The 17,001-nt window shown below is 73.7% G+C and carries 16 protein-coding genes; 7 read left to right on the plus strand and 9 right to left on the minus strand.

All coding sequences use genetic code 11. The features are described from left to right. Positions 1-50: 50 nt before the first annotated feature. The gene (locus IE287_RS02815; protein ID WP_189847226.1) at positions 51-773 is read left to right on the plus strand and encodes a SigE family RNA polymerase sigma factor; all 723 of its coding nucleotides are present in this window, start codon (positions 51-53) and stop codon (positions 771-773) included. A 144-nt stretch (positions 774-917) separates the two neighbouring features. Here the strand turns inward: IE287_RS02815 and IE287_RS02820 are convergent, their stop codons facing one another. Beyond that, a complete protein-coding gene (locus tag IE287_RS02820; protein WP_189847227.1) occupies positions 918-1,613 on the minus strand; it encodes an ATP-binding protein in 696 nt (231 codons plus the stop codon). 52 nt (positions 1,614-1,665) lie between these two features. On the opposite strand from IE287_RS02820, the gene IE287_RS02825 reads away from it, so the two are divergent. Then, positions 1,666-2,073, plus strand: coding sequence for a hypothetical protein (locus IE287_RS02825; protein WP_189847228.1), 408 nt, complete (start codon positions 1,666-1,668; stop codon positions 2,071-2,073). 10 nt (positions 2,074-2,083) lie between these two features. On the opposite strand, the gene IE287_RS02830 is transcribed toward IE287_RS02825, so the two are convergent. The 4 genes from IE287_RS02830 to deoC all read right to left on the minus strand — a co-directional run bounded on the left by IE287_RS02830 (position 2,084) and on the right by deoC (position 6,868). Next, entirely contained in the window at positions 2,084-3,490 is a 1,407-nt protein-coding gene (locus IE287_RS02830; protein ID WP_189847229.1) for a TerD family protein, read from the minus strand. 84 nt (positions 3,491-3,574) lie between these two features. Beyond that, a complete protein-coding gene (locus IE287_RS02835) occupies positions 3,575-4,474 on the minus strand; it encodes an aldehyde dehydrogenase family protein (RefSeq protein WP_189847230.1) in 900 nt (299 codons plus the stop codon). Beyond that, entirely contained in the window at positions 4,464-5,903 is a 1,440-nt protein-coding gene (locus tag IE287_RS02840; RefSeq protein ID WP_189847231.1) for an aldehyde dehydrogenase family protein, read from the minus strand. The genes IE287_RS02835 and IE287_RS02840 overlap by 11 nt, the downstream gene beginning before the upstream one ends. Positions 5,904-5,908: 5 nt before the next feature. Further along, positions 5,909-6,868, minus strand: coding sequence for a deoxyribose-phosphate aldolase (gene deoC, locus IE287_RS02845; protein WP_189847232.1), 960 nt, complete (start codon positions 6,866-6,868; stop codon positions 5,909-5,911). Positions 6,869-7,149: 281 nt separating this feature from the next. On the opposite strand from deoC, the gene IE287_RS02850 reads away from it, so the two are divergent. The 3 genes from IE287_RS02850 (at position 7,150) to IE287_RS02860 (ending at position 10,175) form a co-directional block, all read left to right on the plus strand. Then, complete coding sequence (locus tag IE287_RS02850; RefSeq protein ID WP_189847233.1) at positions 7,150-8,619, plus strand: hypothetical protein; 1,470 nt, start codon at positions 7,150-7,152, stop codon at positions 8,617-8,619. Positions 8,620-8,756: 137 nt separating this feature from the next. Continuing rightward, positions 8,757-9,380 carry a class F sortase gene (locus tag IE287_RS02855; RefSeq protein WP_189847234.1) on the plus strand — a complete coding sequence of 208 codons (624 nt, stop codon included), beginning with the start codon at positions 8,757-8,759 and terminating at the stop codon, positions 9,378-9,380. 150 nt (positions 9,381-9,530) lie between these two features. Further along, positions 9,531-10,175 (plus strand): PH domain-containing protein, encoded by a 645-nt coding sequence (locus IE287_RS02860; protein WP_189847235.1) that lies wholly within the window; start codon positions 9,531-9,533, stop codon positions 10,173-10,175. Positions 10,176-10,294: 119 nt separating this feature from the next. Here the strand turns inward: IE287_RS02860 and IE287_RS02865 are convergent, their stop codons facing one another. From IE287_RS02865 to IE287_RS02875, 3 genes are all read right to left on the minus strand, one after another. Beyond that, entirely contained in the window at positions 10,295-11,953 is a 1,659-nt protein-coding gene (locus IE287_RS02865) for a phospho-sugar mutase (protein ID WP_189847285.1), read from the minus strand. 488 nt (positions 11,954-12,441) lie between these two features. Continuing rightward, entirely contained in the window at positions 12,442-13,245 is an 804-nt protein-coding gene (locus IE287_RS02870) for a purine-nucleoside phosphorylase (protein WP_189847236.1), read from the minus strand. A 175-nt stretch (positions 13,246-13,420) separates the two neighbouring features. Continuing rightward, positions 13,421-13,858, minus strand: a complete 438-nt coding sequence (locus IE287_RS02875) for a gamma-glutamylcyclotransferase family protein (RefSeq protein ID WP_189847237.1) — start codon at positions 13,856-13,858, stop codon at positions 13,421-13,423. A 231-nt stretch (positions 13,859-14,089) separates the two neighbouring features. Between IE287_RS02875 and IE287_RS02880 the strand changes: the two genes are divergently transcribed. Next, positions 14,090-15,529 carry an NAD(P)H-quinone dehydrogenase gene (locus IE287_RS02880; protein ID WP_189847238.1) on the plus strand — a complete coding sequence of 480 codons (1,440 nt, stop codon included), beginning with the start codon at positions 14,090-14,092 and terminating at the stop codon, positions 15,527-15,529. A gap of 237 nt (positions 15,530-15,766) precedes the next feature. Further along, the gene (locus tag IE287_RS02885) at positions 15,767-16,693 is read left to right on the plus strand and encodes a DeoR/GlpR family DNA-binding transcription regulator (RefSeq protein WP_229883248.1); all 927 of its coding nucleotides are present in this window, start codon (positions 15,767-15,769) and stop codon (positions 16,691-16,693) included. Positions 16,694-16,827: 134 nt separating this feature from the next. Here the strand turns inward: IE287_RS02885 and IE287_RS02890 are convergent. Beyond that, a partial coding sequence (locus IE287_RS02890) for an acyl-CoA carboxylase biotin carboxyl carrier protein subunit (RefSeq protein WP_308436846.1) occupies positions 16,828-17,001 on the minus strand: 174 nt, incomplete at its 5' end.

Below are 17,001 nucleotides of genomic sequence, written 5' to 3' on the forward strand. Positions count from 1 at the left end.
TTCTTGGCACACGGACCGACAGACACACTCCGAACGACGGGGGGCGCGAGATGAACGCACTGCACAGCACCAACTCCAGCGCAGTGGTCACGCGTCTCCACGACGTCGTGCGGAGCACCGAGAAGTCCGGCGGTGCAACGAACGGACGGGGGTGCGTTCGAACCGTCGGGCGTCAGCGCAAGGCGCCCTACATGGTCGCCGTCGCTGACGGGGGAGCGGTGTACGGGGAGGCCACGGGGGAGCGTTCCTGTTCGGAGGCCGAGTTCACGGCCTACGTCCAGGAGCGCCGGGCCTCCCTGTACGCCACCGCCTACCACCTGACCGGTGACCGTTTCGAGGCCGAGGACCTGCTCCAGAGCGCGCTGTTCTCCACGTACCGCGCCTGGGAGCGCATCAGCGACAAGGCCGCCGTCGGCGGTTACCTGCGCCGCACGATGACCAACCTGCACATCAGCGCCTGGCGCCGGCGCAAGGTCAACGAGTACCCGACCGAGGAGCTGCCGGAGACGGTCGGCGAGACGGACGCGATGCGCGGCACCGAGCTGCGCGCGGTGCTGTGGCAGGCCCTGGCCCGCCTGCCCGAGCTCCAGCGGACCATGCTGGTGCTGCGCTACTACGAGGGCCGGACCGATCCGGAGATCGCGGAGATCCTGGACATCAGTGTCGGCACGGTGAAGTCGAGCATCTGGCGCTCGCTGCGGCGACTGCGCGAGGACGAGGTGCTGAGCTTCGGCCGTGACGAGGAGGAGTCCTTCGGCGAGCTCGTCGCCTGAGGATCACGGGGGAACGACGGGGGAGCACCACGGGGGAGGCCTCAGGGGGGATCTGGGGCCCACGGGGGAAAAGCGAAGCGGGTCGTACGAGTCCGGGGGGTCTCGTACGGCCCGCTTCGTCGTGTGCGGTGTCCGCGGTCGCGGTCAGCGGGCCGCCGGGGTGCGGTGCCGGCCCGCCGCCGCGGCGGCCAGCCGGCCCAGGGCCTCCGGCTTGGCGCAGGGGTGGGCGCCCAGGGAGGTCTGGCGGGCGACGATGGCCCGCTCGGCGCGCATCAGGCGCCAGCCGCGGCGCAGCAGCATCGGGACCGACTTGCGGCCCTCCCTGAGGTCGCGCAGCAGCCGGCGGCGGAAGGTGGTGGAGGGGCGGCCGCGCAGGCAGAGCGCGTCGGCCAGCACGTCGAGCTCGCGGCAGCGGGTCACGATCTCGGCGGCGAAGATGCCCTCGGCGATGAAGAGCGGGGTCCGCTCGATGTCGAGGCGGTCGCTGCCGGTGCGCGAGCTGGTGGCGATGGAGTAGACGGGGACGTCGGTGCGGCCGGTGCGGCACAGCTCGACGATCGCGGCGACGGCGGCGTCCGCGTCCCAGGAACGCGGGGAGTCCCAGTCGACGTCGCTGCTGCCGTCGACGAGCGGGAGCGTCGGGTCGCCGGCCTCCTTGTAGAAGTCGTCGAGGCGCAGGACCGGGAGACCGGCGGTGGCGGCGAGGGACGACTTGCCGGAGCCGGAGGGGCCCGCGAGCAGGACGACCCGGGTCGGGATCGGTTGGGAACTCACGGAACACCAGTGTGAGGCATTACCCCGTCCAGGGGACCACCGAGGAGGGCCGTTGGTATCCAGCATCACACCTCCACTACTGTCGGTGGCCGCCCGCTCACCCCTCGGAAGGTTTCCCATGGCGCGTCACGCACAGCCGAAGACCCCCCGCCGCGGCGTCCTGTTCAAGGCAGGCCTCGGCGTCACCGCGGCCGGCGCCGCCGTGCTCGGGGCGGCCGCCGCGGCTCAGGCGGCCGCCCCGGGGGCTTCCGTACCCCTGCCGGTGGACTCGCTGACCCGCACCGACGCCGGCGCGGCCGGCGCGGGCGCCCTGGCCGGCGTCACGCACGGGCTCGGTCCGCTGACCCGGCTCCAGCTGGACCCGCTGGCCAAGACCGGCGTCGACCCGCTCGCCAACGGCATCGGCACCCAGGTCGCCGACTTCAAGCCGGTCGGCACCGACCTCGTCACCGGCCACCTCACCGAGGGCGGGGCGGTGGCCGACCTGCCGGTCGCCGGGCCGCTGACGCAGAAACTGCTGCCGTAGACGGGCGGATTCAGCCCCTCGCCCGGCGCAGCCAGCCGCGTGCCCCGCGGGGCACGGGCTGCTTCGTCGGGCTGTCCGCGTTCCGGCCGCTGCTGTGGGGCCGCACGTCCTTCAGGCGGGCGGTCCAGGGGGCGTCCGCCGCGATCAGACAGACCAGGAGCGGACCTTCGGGCAGCGGCAGGGTCTCCTTGCGCGCGCCGATCTCGTTGACGGCGGCCCGTCCGCGTTCCGGAAGCGTGGTGGGATCCGTGTGCCCGGCCAGCCGGTAGAGGTGGACGATGAAGTTGCTGCTGCCCTTGTAGTGGAAGGTGGCGTCGGCCGTCCCCCCGGTGTGGAGCAGGACCTCGGGGCCCCAGCTCTCCAGCAGGTTCTCCGTCAGGCGCCGGGCCTCCGCCAGCGGCAGGATCCGCACCTGCCAGGAGCCGTTCGCCTCCAGCCGCAGGCGCAGCCGCCCGTGCTCGGGGACGAAGGCGATCACCCGGCCCCGGAAGTCCTCCTCCGTGCTGTTGACGAGGTAACGCCCCTTGGTGTTGGAGTCGTCGAGCGGCCACAGCCCCGTGTAGTGCTCGCCCTTCACGGCCAGCTCGACCATGACGGGACCGGGCGGGAGGTCCTCCACGGTGATCACGTCGTTGTCCCGGCCGGTGGCGGTGCGCGGCTTGAAGACGGGCCCGCACGCCCAGACCGACGGGTCGGGCTCCGGCAGGGGCGGGGCGGTCGCCGCCGGGGGCGCGTCCGCCCGGGCCTGGGCATGGGCCTGCGCCAGGGCCCGGATCTGGTCCTGGGTCATGTTCAGGAGCTGGTCACGGGTGGGGCGGAGGGGCGGGGCCCCCGGCTGGGTCCCCGCCGGGGCCTCCGCCAGGTCCTGCGCCGGGGCCGGCGGCGCGGGGACCGGGATCCGTTCCGGGAGCTCCTGCGGCTCTCCGTCGGGGTCCACCCCGTGGTCCACCGCCAGGCCGGTCAGCCCGTCGACGTACCCCTGGCCCACCGCGCGGAACTTCCAGCCGCCCGAGCGGCGGTACAGCTCCGCGACGACCATCGCCGTCTCGGCGCCCGCGTCGGTGACCTCGTACGCCACGACCGTCCCGCCGTCCGGCCCGAAGACCTCCACGGACAGGGCGCGCGCGTCCCGCAGGGCGCCCTCCTCCGTCGACGCGACGACGAGGACGCGGGCGATGGCCTCCTCGACGCCCGTGAGGTCGGCGTCCAGCCACACCGCGCCGTCCGCGCCGGGGGACAGCCGCACCGCGCCCGACGGGTGCGCCGGAGCGCCGTCGAACACGATGTCGGAGTCCCCCCGGACCCTGCCCTGTTCCGTCACGAGCAGCGCCGCGACGTCGACGCCGTTCCCGACGGCGACGCGCAGCGCGGCCGTCGGGACGAAGGCGTTGTCCCCCTTGATCAATCCCCTTAGCATGACCGGATCCTGCGGCCGATCACCACGATGCGCAAGGCCCCCGGGCAGTGCTGCTGCCCGGGGGCCTCCGCCGTGCGGCGCCGTCTAGTACGAGGAGCCGCTCGCGCCCAGCGAGCCCGTGGGGTGCCAGACGGTCTTGGTCTCCAGGAAGGCCGTCATGCGGTCCGTGCCGGGGGACGCGGCGAAGTCCTCGGTGCGGGGGCGCAGGACGCGCTTCAGGTTGTCCGCGGCCGCGACCTCCAGGTCACGGGCCAGGTCGGCGTCCGCGCCCGTCAGGTCGATCGCGTTGACGTCCAGGTGGGCCGCGAGGTGCGGGCCCATCTCGGCGGCCTTGCCGGAGAGGATGTTGACCACGCCGCCGGGGAGGTCGGAGGTGGCCAGCACCTCGCCCAGGGAGAGGGCGGGGAGCGGGGACCTCTCGCTCGCGATCACGACGGCCGTGTTGCCGGTCGCGATGACCGGGGCGATCACCGAGACCAGGCCCAGGAAGGAGGACTCCTGGGGGGCGATCACGGTGACGACGCCGGTCGGCTCCGGGGTGGAGAGGTTGAAGTAGGGGCCGGCGACCGGGTTGGCGCCGCCGACGACCTGGGCGATCTTGTCGGTCCAGCCCGCGTACCAGACCCAGCGGTCGATCGCCGCGTCGACCTGGGCCGCCGCCTTCGCCCTGGACAGGCCCTCGGCCTCGGCGACCTCGCGGACGAACTGCTCCCGGCGGCCCTCCAGCATCTCGGCGACGCGGTAGAGGATCTGGCCGCGCAGGTACGCGGTCGCGCCCGCCCAGCCGCCCTGCGCCTTGCGCGCGGCGACGACCGCGTCGCGGGCGTCCTTGCGGGAGGACAGCGGGGCGTTCGCCAGCCAGTTGCCCTTGGAGTCCGTCACCTCGTACACCCGGCCGCTCTCGGAGCGGGGGAACTTGCCCCCGACGTACAGCTTGTAGGTCTTGAAGACGCCCAGACGGTTCTGCTCGGTCTTATCGGACATCGAGGTAGGCCTCCAGACCGTGACGGCCGCCCTCGCGGCCGAAGCCCGACTCCTTGTAGCCGCCGAAGGGCGAGGTCGGATCGAACTTGTTGAACGTGTTGGCCCAGACGACACCGGCGCGGAGCTTGTTCGCGACCGCGAGGATGCGGGAGCCCTTCTCCGTCCAGATGCCGGCGGAGAGGCCGTACTGGCTGTTGTTGGCCTTGGCGACGGCCTCGTCCGGGGTGCGGAAGGTCAGCACCGACAGGACCGGGCCGAAGACCTCGTCACGGGCGATGGTGTGCGCCTGGGTGACGTTGGTGAAGAGCGTCGGCGCGAACCAGTAGCCGGCCTCCGGGAGGTCGCAGGCGGCGGTCCAGCGCTCGGCGCCCTCCGCCTCGCCCTGCGCGACCAGGGAGGTGATCCGGGCCAGCTGCTCCTCGGAGTTGATGGCGCCGATGTCGGTGTTCTTGTCGAGCGGGTCGCCGAGGCGGAGCGTCGACAGGCGGCGCTTGAGGCTGTCGAGCAGCTCGTCCTGGATCGACTCCTGGACCAGCAGGCGGGAGCCCGCGCAGCAGACCTGGCCCTGGTTGAAGAAGATGCCGTTGACGATGCCCTCGACGGCCTGGTCGAGGGGGGCGTCGTCGAAGACGATGTTGGCGCCCTTGCCGCCCAGCTCCAGGGTGACCTTCTTGTCGGTGCCCGCGACCGTGCGGGCGATCTGCTTGCCGACGGCGGTCGAGCCGGTGAAGGCGACCTTGTTCACGTCGGGGTGCGCCACGAGGGCGGCGCCGGCGTCCCCGTACCCGGGGAGGATGTTGACGACGCCCTTCGGCAGCCCGGCCTGGCGGCAGACGTCCGCGAAGAACAGGGCGGAGAGCGGGGTCGTCTCGGCGGGCTTCAGGACGACCGTGTTGCCGGTGGCGAGCGCCGGGGCGATCTTCCACGCCAGCATCAGCAGCGGGAAGTTCCACGGGATGACCTGGCCGGCGACGCCGAGCGGGCGCGGGTTCGCGCCGTAGCCGGCGTGGTCGAGCTTGTCGGCCCAGCCCGCGTAGTAGAAGAAGTGCGCGGCGACCAGGGGGAGGTCCGCGTCGCGGGTCTCCTTGATCGGCTTGCCGTTGTCCAGGGTCTCCAGGACGGCCAGCTCGCGGCTGCGCTCCTGGATGATCCGGGCGATCCGGAAGAGGTACTTGGCGCGCTCGGAGCCGGGGAGCGCGGACCACTTCTCGAAGGCCTTGCGGGCGGCCTTGACCGCGCGGTCCACGTCCGCCTCGCCCGCCTGGGCGATCTCGGAGAGGACCTCCTCGGTGGAGGGGGAGACGGTCTTGAAGACCTTGCCGTCGGCCGCGTCGGTGAACTCGCCGTCGATGAACAGGCCGTAGTTCGGGGCGATGTCGACGACGCCGCGCGACTCGGGCGCGGGGGCGTACTCGAAGGGGGAGGTCATGTCGATCAGTCCACCGTCACGTAATCGGGGCCGGAGTAGTGGCCGGTGGCCATCTTCTGGCGCTGCATCAGCAGGTCGTTGAGCAGGCTGGAGGCGCCGAAGCGGAACCAGTGGTTGTCCAGCCAGTCCGGTCCCGCGGTCTCGTTGACCAGCACCAGGAACTTGATGGCCTCCTTGGTGTTGCGGATGCCGCCGGCCGGCTTCACGCCGATCTGCACGCCGGTCTGGGCGCGGAAGTCGCGCACCGCCTCCAGCATGAGCAGGGTGTTGGCCGGGGTGGCGTTGACCGCGACCTTGCCGGTCGAGGTCTTGATGAAGTCGGCGCCGGCCATCATGCCGAGCCAGGAGGCGCGGCGGATGTTGTCGTACGTGGACAGCTCGCCGGTCTCGAAGATCACCTTGAGGCGCGCGCGGTCGCCGCACTCGGCCCTGATCGCGGCGATCTGCTCGTAGACCTCCAGGTAGCGGCCGGCGAGGAAGGCGCCGCGGTCGATGACCATGTCGATCTCGTCCGCGCCGGCGGCGATCGCGTCGGCGGTGTCGGCCAGCTTCACGGGGAGGGCGGCGCGGCCGGCCGGGAAGGCGGTGGCGACCGAGGCGACCTTGACGTCCGAGCCCGCGAGGGCGGCCTTGGCGGTGGCCACCATGTCGGGGTAGACGCAGACGGCGGCGGTCGTCGGGGTCGTGCGGTCGGTCGGGTCGGGGTGGACGGCCTTGGCGGCGAGGGCCCGGACCTTGCCCGGGGTGTCCGCGCCTTCGAGCGTCGTCAGGTCGATCATGGAGATGGCCAGGTCGATGGCGTACGCCTTGGACGTGGTCTTGATCGAGCGGGTGCCGAGGGACGCGGCGCGCGCCTCCAGGCCCACGGCGTCGACGCCGGGCAGCCCGTGGAGGAAGCGGCGCAGCGTGCTCTCGGACGCGGTCACGTCGGCGAAAGCTGCTGCTGCGGATGCAGTGGTGGGCATGGTCACCAGTCGAGCATATCTACGCGCGTAGCGACCTGTACAGGGGAGGGGGTCCGGGGCGGGGTGTCGTGCGTCTCGCGGTCCGGCCGGCGAGGAGGGGGACGAGTGGGGCCGGTGACGCCTGTCACGCGCCTGTGACGTGGAGCGGATGGATCCCCCATACAAGATCTTTAGATTATTCATCAGCAGCCAGCGAGAACTCACCGGCCCTCCCCGACCGAGACATCAGCCAGGCATGCGGCTCTTCTCTTATCCGCCACCGAATCTTCTCGGGAGTCGTAATGCGCACCGCCCTTCGCACCGCTCTTGCCGCCGCGCTCGTCGCGGGCGTCGCCGCCACTCCGGTCCTCGCGGCCGGCAGCGCGTTCGCCGCCGGTACGGCCCCGGCGCCGACCGCCACCGCGACCACCGCGCCCGCCGCGCCCGCCGAGGCCGTCGCGCCCGAGAAGGCCCCGGAGAAGCCCGCCGCCGCTGCCACCACCGCCCCCGCCGCCACCGCCCCGTCCGCGCCCGCGCCGGACGCCGACGTCCTGCTCCGCACGGTGAAGCTCGGCGGCGGCCTGACGGCGAAGGTGTACGACAAGGGCACCCAGCACCGGTACTTCACCGCCACCGTCCTGCGCGGCAGCGAGGTCCTGGGCGAGCTGAAGGCCGGCGGCGGCTACGCGAAGAGCGACACCGGGGTCTTCTCCGGGTACGCCGTGACGCTGGACGCCGAGGGCGGGGTCACCGCCGTCGAGGCCGGTCCGGAGCACGCCACCCCGGTCCGCACCGAGAAGCTGATCGGCGGCCGGACCGCCAAGATCTACAAGCTCAAGGACCGGAACCACATCGCGGAGCTCTTCCTCGACGGCCGCAAGGTCGACGAGCTCCACGCGGCCGGCCGTTCCGTCGCCGCTTGGGACGTCAGCACCGAGTACTTCGTCCTCAACCCGGACGGCACCACCTACAACTGGGTCGGCACCACCGCCCCCTTCAAGCACGGCTTCTACCGGCTCGTCGACGGCACGGTCCTGGAGGTCCGCTTCGACGGCTCCACCACCGGCCTCCAGAGCGTCGACCCCGCCACGGGCAAGGGCAGCGGCTTCACCTACCCCTCCGGCCACGGCCGCAAGGTCCTCTTCTACGGCAAGGCCGTCGTCGTCCTGGAGACCACCGGCCACTTCGCCGCCTACGTCCCCGGCGCGGCCCGGCAGTCCGCCCCGCAGCCCTACAACATGGAGACGGGCAAGGTCGACCACTGCCTGCCCCAGAGCATCGCCTACGCGATCGGCGCGGGCACCCAGGCCCAGCTCACCATGACCACGAAGGGCCCGCAGGCCAAGATCGTCACCGCCGGCGACGACAAGGTCATCGGCGTCCTCGACCGCGCGCACCCCTCGCTGCCCGCGAGCGCCGGCATCGTCGCCCGGATCGACGGCGCCTTCACCGCCACCCCGTCCCTCTACACCAAGGTCGAGGGCGGCGAGGCCAAGGGCTCCAGCACCCCCTTCCCGCGGCTCCCGAAGGGCTGCTCCGTGGAGGGCGTGGCCCCGGCGGGCCAGGCACAGGGCGGCGGCTCGGACGGCACGGACGCCCAGGGCGGCCAGACGTCCGTCGTGCCGCGGGGCGGGGTCGCGGCCGGTGCCGAGTCCGGTGCCGGGGAGGGCTCCGGCACGCTGCTCGCGGTCGGCGCCGGCGCGGCCTCGCTGGCCGCCGCCGGGCTCGGCTTCACCGTGCTGCGCCGCCGTACCGCCGCGGCCCGCGCCTGACCCGCGCCGCCCCGGGCCTACGACCCGTACGCCCAGCTCCCCGCCCTCGACCCGAGCCCGGAGCGCACCACCACCCCAGGCCGGCCGTCGCCACCCCTCGACGGCCGGCCGCACCCGTCCTCCCGGAGAGCCGTCCCATGCGCCGCCGCACCCTCACCGCCACCGTCCTCCTCGTGGCCGCCCTCGCCGGCTGTTCGGCGCAGGCCGGGCCGACCGCCGCCACCCCGCCCGCCCGGATCGCGGAGCCGAGCGCCCCGGCGCCCGCCGCCACCGCCTCCGCCGCGCCGGTGAAGCCGCTCGCCCGCTCGCTGCCCGTGCGCGTCCAGCTGCCCTCGGCCGCCGTCGACGCCCGGGGGATCCTGGACCTCGGCCTGAACGCCGACGGGACCGTCGAGGTGCCCTCGGTCGCCCAGGCCGACCGGATCGGCTGGTACACGAAGGGCGTCACGCCCGGCGAGACCGGGCCCGCCGTCCTCATCGGGCACTTCGACACCGAGCGCGGGCCGGCCGTGCTGAAGGACGTCTCCAAGGTCCGGGTCGGCGACGAGCTCACCGTGACCCGCGCCGACGGCACCGCCGCCGTCTTCCGGGTCCGCGAGCTCCAGCAGGTCGACAAGGACGCCTTCCCCACGGAGAAGGTGTACGGCGACACCCGTCGGCCCGAGCTCCGCGTCATCACCTGCGGCGGCGAACTCGTCGACGGGCACCGGCCGGACAACATCATCCTCTACGCCGACCTGGTCGCCGCCCGGCGGGCCTGACCCCGGGCCGCGCGGAGCGCCGGGCGGGACGGGCGGTACGGGAGGGCCGGGCGGCAGCGCGGCGAGCGGCGCGCCGGGCAGAGAGCGCCGGGCTGTGTGCCGAGCGGGGCGCCCGAGCCTCCCGGCGGCTCCTGAGGCAGAATCGGCGGCATGACGAGCCCCGCGCCCTCCGAGCCGACCCCCGAGCCGACCTCCGCCGACCGCGTCTTCCGGTCCTCCTTCGGCATCGCGGGAGGCGTGCTGCTGCTCGCCATCGTGCTCGTCTTCGTGATCGACGCGCTGATGCGCGGCGAGGGCCAGGCGCCCTGGCTGGCGCTGGCCGGCCTGGTGATCGCGGTACCGCTGATCATCGCCTTCACCCTGCGCCCCGCCGTCTACGCCAACGAGGACCGGCTCCGGATCCGCAACCCCTTCCGCTCGATCCTGCTGCCCTGGGCGGCGGTCGCCGACCTCCGGGCCGGCTACTCCAGCGAGGTCTTCACCAAGGAGGGCGCGAAGTACCAGCTGTGGGCCGTGCCCGTCTCGCTGCGGCAGCGGAAGAAGGCCGCCCGCCGGGCCGCGCGCGCCTCCCAGGACGACCCCCACGGCCGCACCTCGACCACCGCCGACGTCCGGGACAGCGCGGCGCGCACCGCGCCCACCGACCAGACCGTGGCGGACCTGCGGGAGATGGCCGAGCGGTACCAGGGCCGTACCGGGGCGCAGGGAGCGCCCCAGGTCCGCTGGGCGTACGAGATCATCGCCCCGGTCGTCGTCGGCCTGATCCTCTTCGTGGTGCTCTCCGCGATCGGCTGAGTCCCCGAGGACGGCGGACTACGTCGACGGGCGCTTCGGATAGGGGTGCCGGGCGCCGGGCGCACGGCGAAGGGCCGGTACGGGCGTTCCCGTACCGGCCCTCGGGCGTCGGCCCCGGCTCACAGCCCCGCGGCCGCCGCCAGGTCCTTCTTCAGCGCGCCCAGCACCTCGGCGCCGGTCGCCCGCGCCGCGGCCAGGCCGCTCGCGCCGGCGACCGGGACCACGACCTCCAGGTAGCACTTCAGCTTCGGCTCCGTGCCCGACGGGCGGACGATCACCCGGGCCCGGTAGTCGCCGTCCAGGTGGTAGCGCAGGCCGTCGGTGGGCGGCAGCGACTCCGTCCCCCGGGTCAGGTCCTCCGCCGACACGACCGACAGCCCCGCGAGCCGCACCGGGGGCCGCTCGCGCAGCGCCGCCATCGCGTCCGCGATGACCGACAGGTCCTCCACCCGCACCGACAGCTGGTCGGTGGCGTGCAGCCCGTGCTCCACCGCCAGGTCGTCGAGGAGGTCGGTCAGGGTGCGGCCCCGCTCCTTCAGCTCCGAGGCCAGCTCGGCGACGAGCAGCGCCGCCGTGATGCCGTCCTTGTCGCGGACGCCCTCCGGGTCCACGCAGTAGCCGAGCGCCTCCTCGTAGCCGTACCGCAGCCCGTCCACCCGGGCGATCCACTTGAAGCCGGTCAGCGTCTCCTCGTACCCGACCCCGGCCGCCTCGGCGATCCGGCCGAGCAGCGAGGACGACACGATCGACTCGGCGAAGACGCCGGTGGCCCCCTTGCGCACCAGGTGCGCGGCGAGCAGCGCGCCGACCTCGTCGCCGCGCAGCATCCGCCAGCCGCCGTCCACGGACGCGTCCGGGACGGCCACGGCGCAGCGGTCGGCGTCCGGGTCGTTGGCGATGACGAGGTCGGGGTCCACGGCCCGGGCCGCCTCGAAGGCGAGGTCCATGGCACCCGGCTCCTCCGGGTTCGGGAAGGCGACCGTCGGGAACGCCGGGTCGGGCTCGGCCTGCGCGGCGACCAGCGCCGGCGGCGGGAAGCCGTGCCGGGCGAAGGCCGCCGTCAGGACGTCCTTCCCGACGCCGTGCAGGGCGGTGTAGACGGTCCGCGCGCCGCGCGGCGAGCCGGGGGTCAGGACGGCGTCGGTCCGGGCCAGGTACGCCTCCAGGACCTCGTCGCCGAGCACCTCCCAGCCGTCCTCCGGCCGGGGCACGTCGGCGAGCGCCCGTACGGCGTCGATCCCGGCCGCGATCCCCGCGTCCGCCGGCGGCACGATCTGCGAGCCGTCGCCCAGGTACACCTTGTAGCCGTTGTCGCGCGGCGGGTTGTGGCTCGCGGTCACCTCGACGCCGGCGACGGCGCCCAGGTGCCTTATGGCGTAGGCCAGGACCGGCGTCGGCAGCGGGCGCGGCAGCAGCGCGGCGCGCAGTCCCGCGCCCGTCATCACCGCGGCGGTGTCCCGGGCGAAGTCGGCCGACTTGTAGCGGGCGTCGTAGCCGATGACGACCAGTCCGCCGGTCCGCCCCTCGGCCTTCAGGTAGGCGGCGAGTCCGGCGGCGGCCCGGATCACCACGGCCCGGTTCATCCGCATGGGCCCGGCGCCCAGCTCGCCGCGGAGCCCGGCGGTGCCGAACTGCAGGGTCCCGGCGAACCGGACGGCCAGCTCGTCCGTGTCGCCGCTCTCGATCAGCGCGGCGAGTTCGTCGCGGGTCTCGCCGTCGGGGTCCTCGGCGAGCCAGGCCTGGGCCCGGGCGAGGAGTTCGTCCTGCGTCACGGTGATGCGCCTTTCGGAGTGCGGAGCGGGGAAGGAGGAGGCGGGTGGGGTGCGGCGGGGGCGGGTGCGTGCGGGGCGGGTGCGGGGATCCGTGCGGGGCCGGGCGGGGGTGCGTGCGGGTGGGGGTGGGGATGCGGGCGGGCGGTGCGGGACCGCTGCGCGGAGCCTTTCCCCGCCCCGCCCCCTCCCGAACCGGGGGCGGGCCCCCGGGCCCCCGTACGGCCTGCGGCCGCGCGGACCGGTTCCGGCCCCGCCGGCGCCCGGGGCACGGGTTCCGGGACGGAGCCCCGGTCACCGGAAGGGGCGGGGGAGGAGCCCCGCGCAGAGGCCCCACCACCGCACGGACCGTCCCACCCGCAGGGGCACGCCACCCGCACGGGTACGGGTACGGGTACGGGTACGGGTACGGGTACGGCACCCGCACCGGCTGCCCGCACGGGCACGGCACCCGCACCCGGCCGCGCGCACGGGCACGCCGCCCGCCGCGGGGGCCGTCAGATCCGGTCGAGGACCCGCGTGAGCAGCTCGCCCATCCGCGCCGCCGAGTCGCGGCCCGCCTGGAGGACCTCCTCGTGGTTGAGCGGCTCGCCCGAGAGGCCCGCCGCCAGGTTGGTGACGAGGGAGATGCCGAGGACCTCCGCGCCGGCCTCGCGCGCGGCGATGGCCTCCAGGACGGTGGACATGCCGACGAGGTCGCCGCCCATGACGCGGACCATGTTGATCTCGGCCGGGGTCTCGTAGTGGGGGCCGGGGAACTGGACGTACACGCCCTCCTCCAGCGTCTCGTCGACCTCCTTGCACAGCGCGCGCAGCCGCGGCGAGTACAGGTCGGTGAGGTCGACGAAGTTCGCGCCGACGATCGGCGAGGCGGCCGTCAGGTTGATGTGGTCGCTGATGAGGACCGGCTGGCCGGGGCGCATGCCCTCGCGCAGGCCGCCGCAGCCGTTGGTCAGGACGACGGTCTTCACGCCGGCGGCGACGGCCGTGCGGACCCCGTGCGCGACGGAGGCGACCCCGCGGCCCTCGTAGAAGTGGGTGCGGCCGAGGAAGACCAGGACGCGCTTCTCGCCGATCTTGTACGAGCGGACCTTGCCGCCGTGGCCCTCGACGGCCGGCGGCGGGAAGCCCGGCAGCTCGGTGACGGGGAACTCGGCCTCGGGGGCGCCCAGGGCGTCGACGGCCGGGGCCCAGCCGGAGCCCATGACCAGGGCGACGTCGTGGTTCTCGACTCCGGTCAGCTCGCGCAGGCGCGCGGCGGCGGACTCGGCGGCCTCGTACGGGGTGGCAGTAGCGTTCACTGGCTCTTCTCGCCTCGGGGAGGGGGTCCGAGGGAGGTGACCCCGGACGGATTTCGTTCGCGAAGAAGCCTAGCCCGATAATTCCTACGCGCGTAGATGACGGCGCGGACGGACATGCGATCGTTGTCTTGTCGTTTCCCACGAAAGCGCCCCGCCCGGGGGTGGGGCCATGGCCTCAGCAGGGCCGCTTGCGGATCTCCATCACGTAGTCGTGCGGCGCGCCCGCCGACTCCGCCGCGTCGGCGACCTCGCCCAGGTAGCGCGCGGACGGCAGCCCGCCCTCGTAGGCGTTGAGCACGTACACCCAGGCCGCCTCCTCGCCGTCGAGGGTGTGCACCCGGACCCGCATCCGCCGGTAGATGTCGAGTCCGACGCCCTCCCAGCGGTCCATGGAGTCCTCGTCCATGGGGGCGATGTCGTACAGCGCCACGAAGACCTGCTGGCGCGGGGCCTCGACGAGGGTGGCGAGCGCCCCCTCCCAGCCCATCTGCTCCCCGCCGAAGGTGAGCCGCCAGCCGTTCAGCCAGCCGGTGCCGCGCAGCGGGGAGTGCGGGGCGCGGCGGCTCATCAGCCGGGCGTCGAGGTTGCCGGCGTAGGCGGCGTAGAGCGACATGGGACCGAGGGTACGGGAGTGGCCGGGGTGTCCGGAGAACCCCGAGGTGAGGGCCGTGCGGGGGTTCCGGGCGGCTCCGGGGCGTGTTCGCGGGGCCCCGGCGCGAGGGAGTCCGCCGCGTGCGGGACAATGGGGTACGCACTTGAAGCGTGCGGGACAATGGCGTACGCACTGCAGCCCAGCGGGGGCCGCACACCCCCGGCAGAACGAGAGCGCGAGGCGTAGATCCCAGTGACCCGGATCGTGATCATCGGCGGCGGACCCGGCGGATACGAGGCTGCCCTGGTGGGCGCCCAGCTCGGCGCGGAGGTGACCGTCGTCGACTGCGACGGCCTCGGCGGCGCGTCCGTCCTGACCGACTGCGTCCCCTCCAAGACCCTGATCGCCACGGCCGAGGTGATGACCACCTTCGACTCCTCCTACGAGGAGCTGGGCATCATCGTGGCGGACGACACCCCGCACCTCGAGCAGGCCGCCCGCGTCGTCGGCGTGGACCTCGGCAAGGTCAACCGGCGGGTGAAGCGGCTCGCGCTCGCCCAGTCGCACGACATCACCGCCTCCGTCACCCGCGCGGGCGCCCGTGTCCTGCGCGGCCGCGGCCGGCTCTCCGGCCGCCAGACCGTGGACGGCTCCCGTCAGGTGATCGTGACGGCCGCCGACGGCACCGAGGAGACGCTGACCGCCGACGCGGTGCTGATCGCCACCGGCGGCCACCCGCGCGAGGTCCCGGACGCCAAGCCGGACGGCGAGCGGATCCTGAACTGGACCCAGGTCTACGACCTCAAGGAGCTCCCGGAGGAGCTCATCGTGGTCGGCTCCGGCGTCACCGGCGCCGAGTTCGCCGGCGCCTACCAGGCCCTCGGCTCCCGCGTCACCCTCGTCTCCTCCCGCGACCGCGTCCTCCCGGGCGAGGACCCGGACGCCGCCGCCGTCCTGGAGGACGTCTTCCGCCGCCGCGGCATGAACGTCATGGCCCGCTCGCGCGCCGAGTCCGCCAAGCGGGTCGGCGACCGGGTCGAGGTCACCCTCTCGGACGGCCGGGTCATCTCCGGCACCCACTGCCTGATGGCCGTCGGCGCCATCCCGAACTCCGCCGGCATGGGCCTGGAGGAGGCCGGGGTCCGGCTGAAGGACTCCGGGCACATCTGGACCGACAAGGTGTCCCGCACCTCCGCCCCCGGCGTGTACGCGGCCGGCGACGTCACCGGCGTCTTCGCGCTCGCCTCGGTCGCCGCCATGCAGGGCCGGATCGCGATGTACCACTTCCTCGGCGACGCGGTGGCCCCGCTCAACCTGAAGACGGTCTCCTCGAACGTCTTCACCGACCCCGAGATCGCCACCGTCGGCTACACCCAGGCCGACGTCGACGCCGGCAAGATCGACGCCCGGGTCGTCAAGCTGCCGCTGCTGCGCAACCCCCGCGCCAAGATGCAGGGCATCCGGGACGGCTTCGTGAAGATCTTCTGCCGCCCCGGCACCGGCATCGTGGTCGGCGGCTGCGTCGTCGCCCCCCGGGCGAGCGAGCTGATCCACCCGATCTCGATCGCGGTCGACAACAATCTGACGGTCGAACAGATCGCAAATGCTTTCACCGTGTACCCCTCCCTGTCGGGTTCGATCGCGGAAGTGGCACGGCAGTTGCACACCCGAAAGACAGCGGACGAGGGCTGAGCCCGGCGGCGATCACCGCTCCCGCCTGCGGGAACGGTTCGCCGACTCGGACAACCCCCGGCAAGACGGGGCATAGTCCAGGGACAAAAAGGATCAACGGCGGGGCTCTCCATACCACTTGGGGGCCCCGCTCGTACGTATCTTCCGCAATCCGGCGCATAGTGCTGAAAAGCAACACCGGCGCACGTTACTGTCAGTTTCGTGTTCGCTGCAGAACGTCGCCAGTTGATCCTCGAAATGGTGCGCGCCAACGGAGCCGTGTCGCTCCGCGAGCTCGCCCGCGTCGTCCAGACCTCAGAAGTGACCGTGCGCCGCGACGTACGGGCCCTGGAGGCAGAAGGACTCCTCGACCGCCGGCACGGCGGTGCGGTGTTGCCGGGCGGATTCACGCGAGAATCCGGCTTCCCGCAGAAATCCCATCTCGCTACCGCGGAGAAGACGGCCATCGCGGACGTCGCCGCGAGCCTGGTCGAAGAGGGCGAGGCCATCGTCGTCGGCGCCGGGACCACCACCCAGGAGCTGGCCCGCCGGCTCGCCCGGGTGCCCGGCCTCACCGTGGTCACCAACTCGCTGCTCGTCGCCCAGGCCCTGGCGCACGCCAACCGGGTCGAGGTCGTCATGACCGGCGGCACCCTGCGCGGTTCCAACTACGCCCTGGTGGGCAGCGGGGCCGAGCAGTCGCTCCAGGGGCTGCGCGTCTCCCGCGCCTTCCTCTCGGGCAGCGGGCTCACCGCCGAGCGCGGCCTCTCCACGTCCAACATGCTCTCGGCGAGCGTGGACCGGGCGCTGGTGCAGGCGGCGGCCGAGGTCGTGGTCCTCGCCGACCACACCAAGCTCGGCACCGACACCATGTTCCAGACGGTGCCGACGGACGTGATCACCCGGCTGGTCACCGACGAGCCCCCGCCGCACGACGAGCGGGCCGCCACCGAGCTCCAGGCCCTCGCCGACCAGGGCGTGCAGATCGCCGTGGCCGGTACCGGACAGGCCGGCGCCCCCGCCGGCGAGCAGCTCCCCCCGGGCGTCCGGGGCCGCCGCGACATGCCGCTCCCCGTGCAGCGGGGCGGCAGGATGCCGGGCGGCCAGTTCCGCGGCCCGGGCCCCGGACTGGGTGCCGAGCCCCTGGAGCGCACGGCCCGCGTGGCGGACCTGCGCCGCCGCTGAACCGCGGCCGTCCCCGTACCGCCGGGCCGCCCCGCACGCAGTGAGCCGCCGCCCCTTCCCCCGTGCGCACCCCGTACGCGGAGAAGGGCCCCCAGGCGGCTGCCTGCGGGCCCTTCCGGTGAGCTGTCGGGCCGTCAGGCCTTGATCTCGCAGATGCCGGCGCCGGAGGTGACCGACGCGCCGACCTCGGCCTTCAGACCCGTGACGGTGCCGGACTTGTGGGCGTTGAGGGGCTGTTCCATCTTCATGGCCTCCAGGACGACGATGAGGTCGCCTTCCTGGACCTCCTGGCCCTCCTCGACGGCGAC

This window comes from Streptomyces omiyaensis (assembly GCF_014650895.1).
GTDB lineage: Bacteria > Actinomycetota > Actinomycetes > Streptomycetales > Streptomycetaceae > Streptomyces > Streptomyces omiyaensis.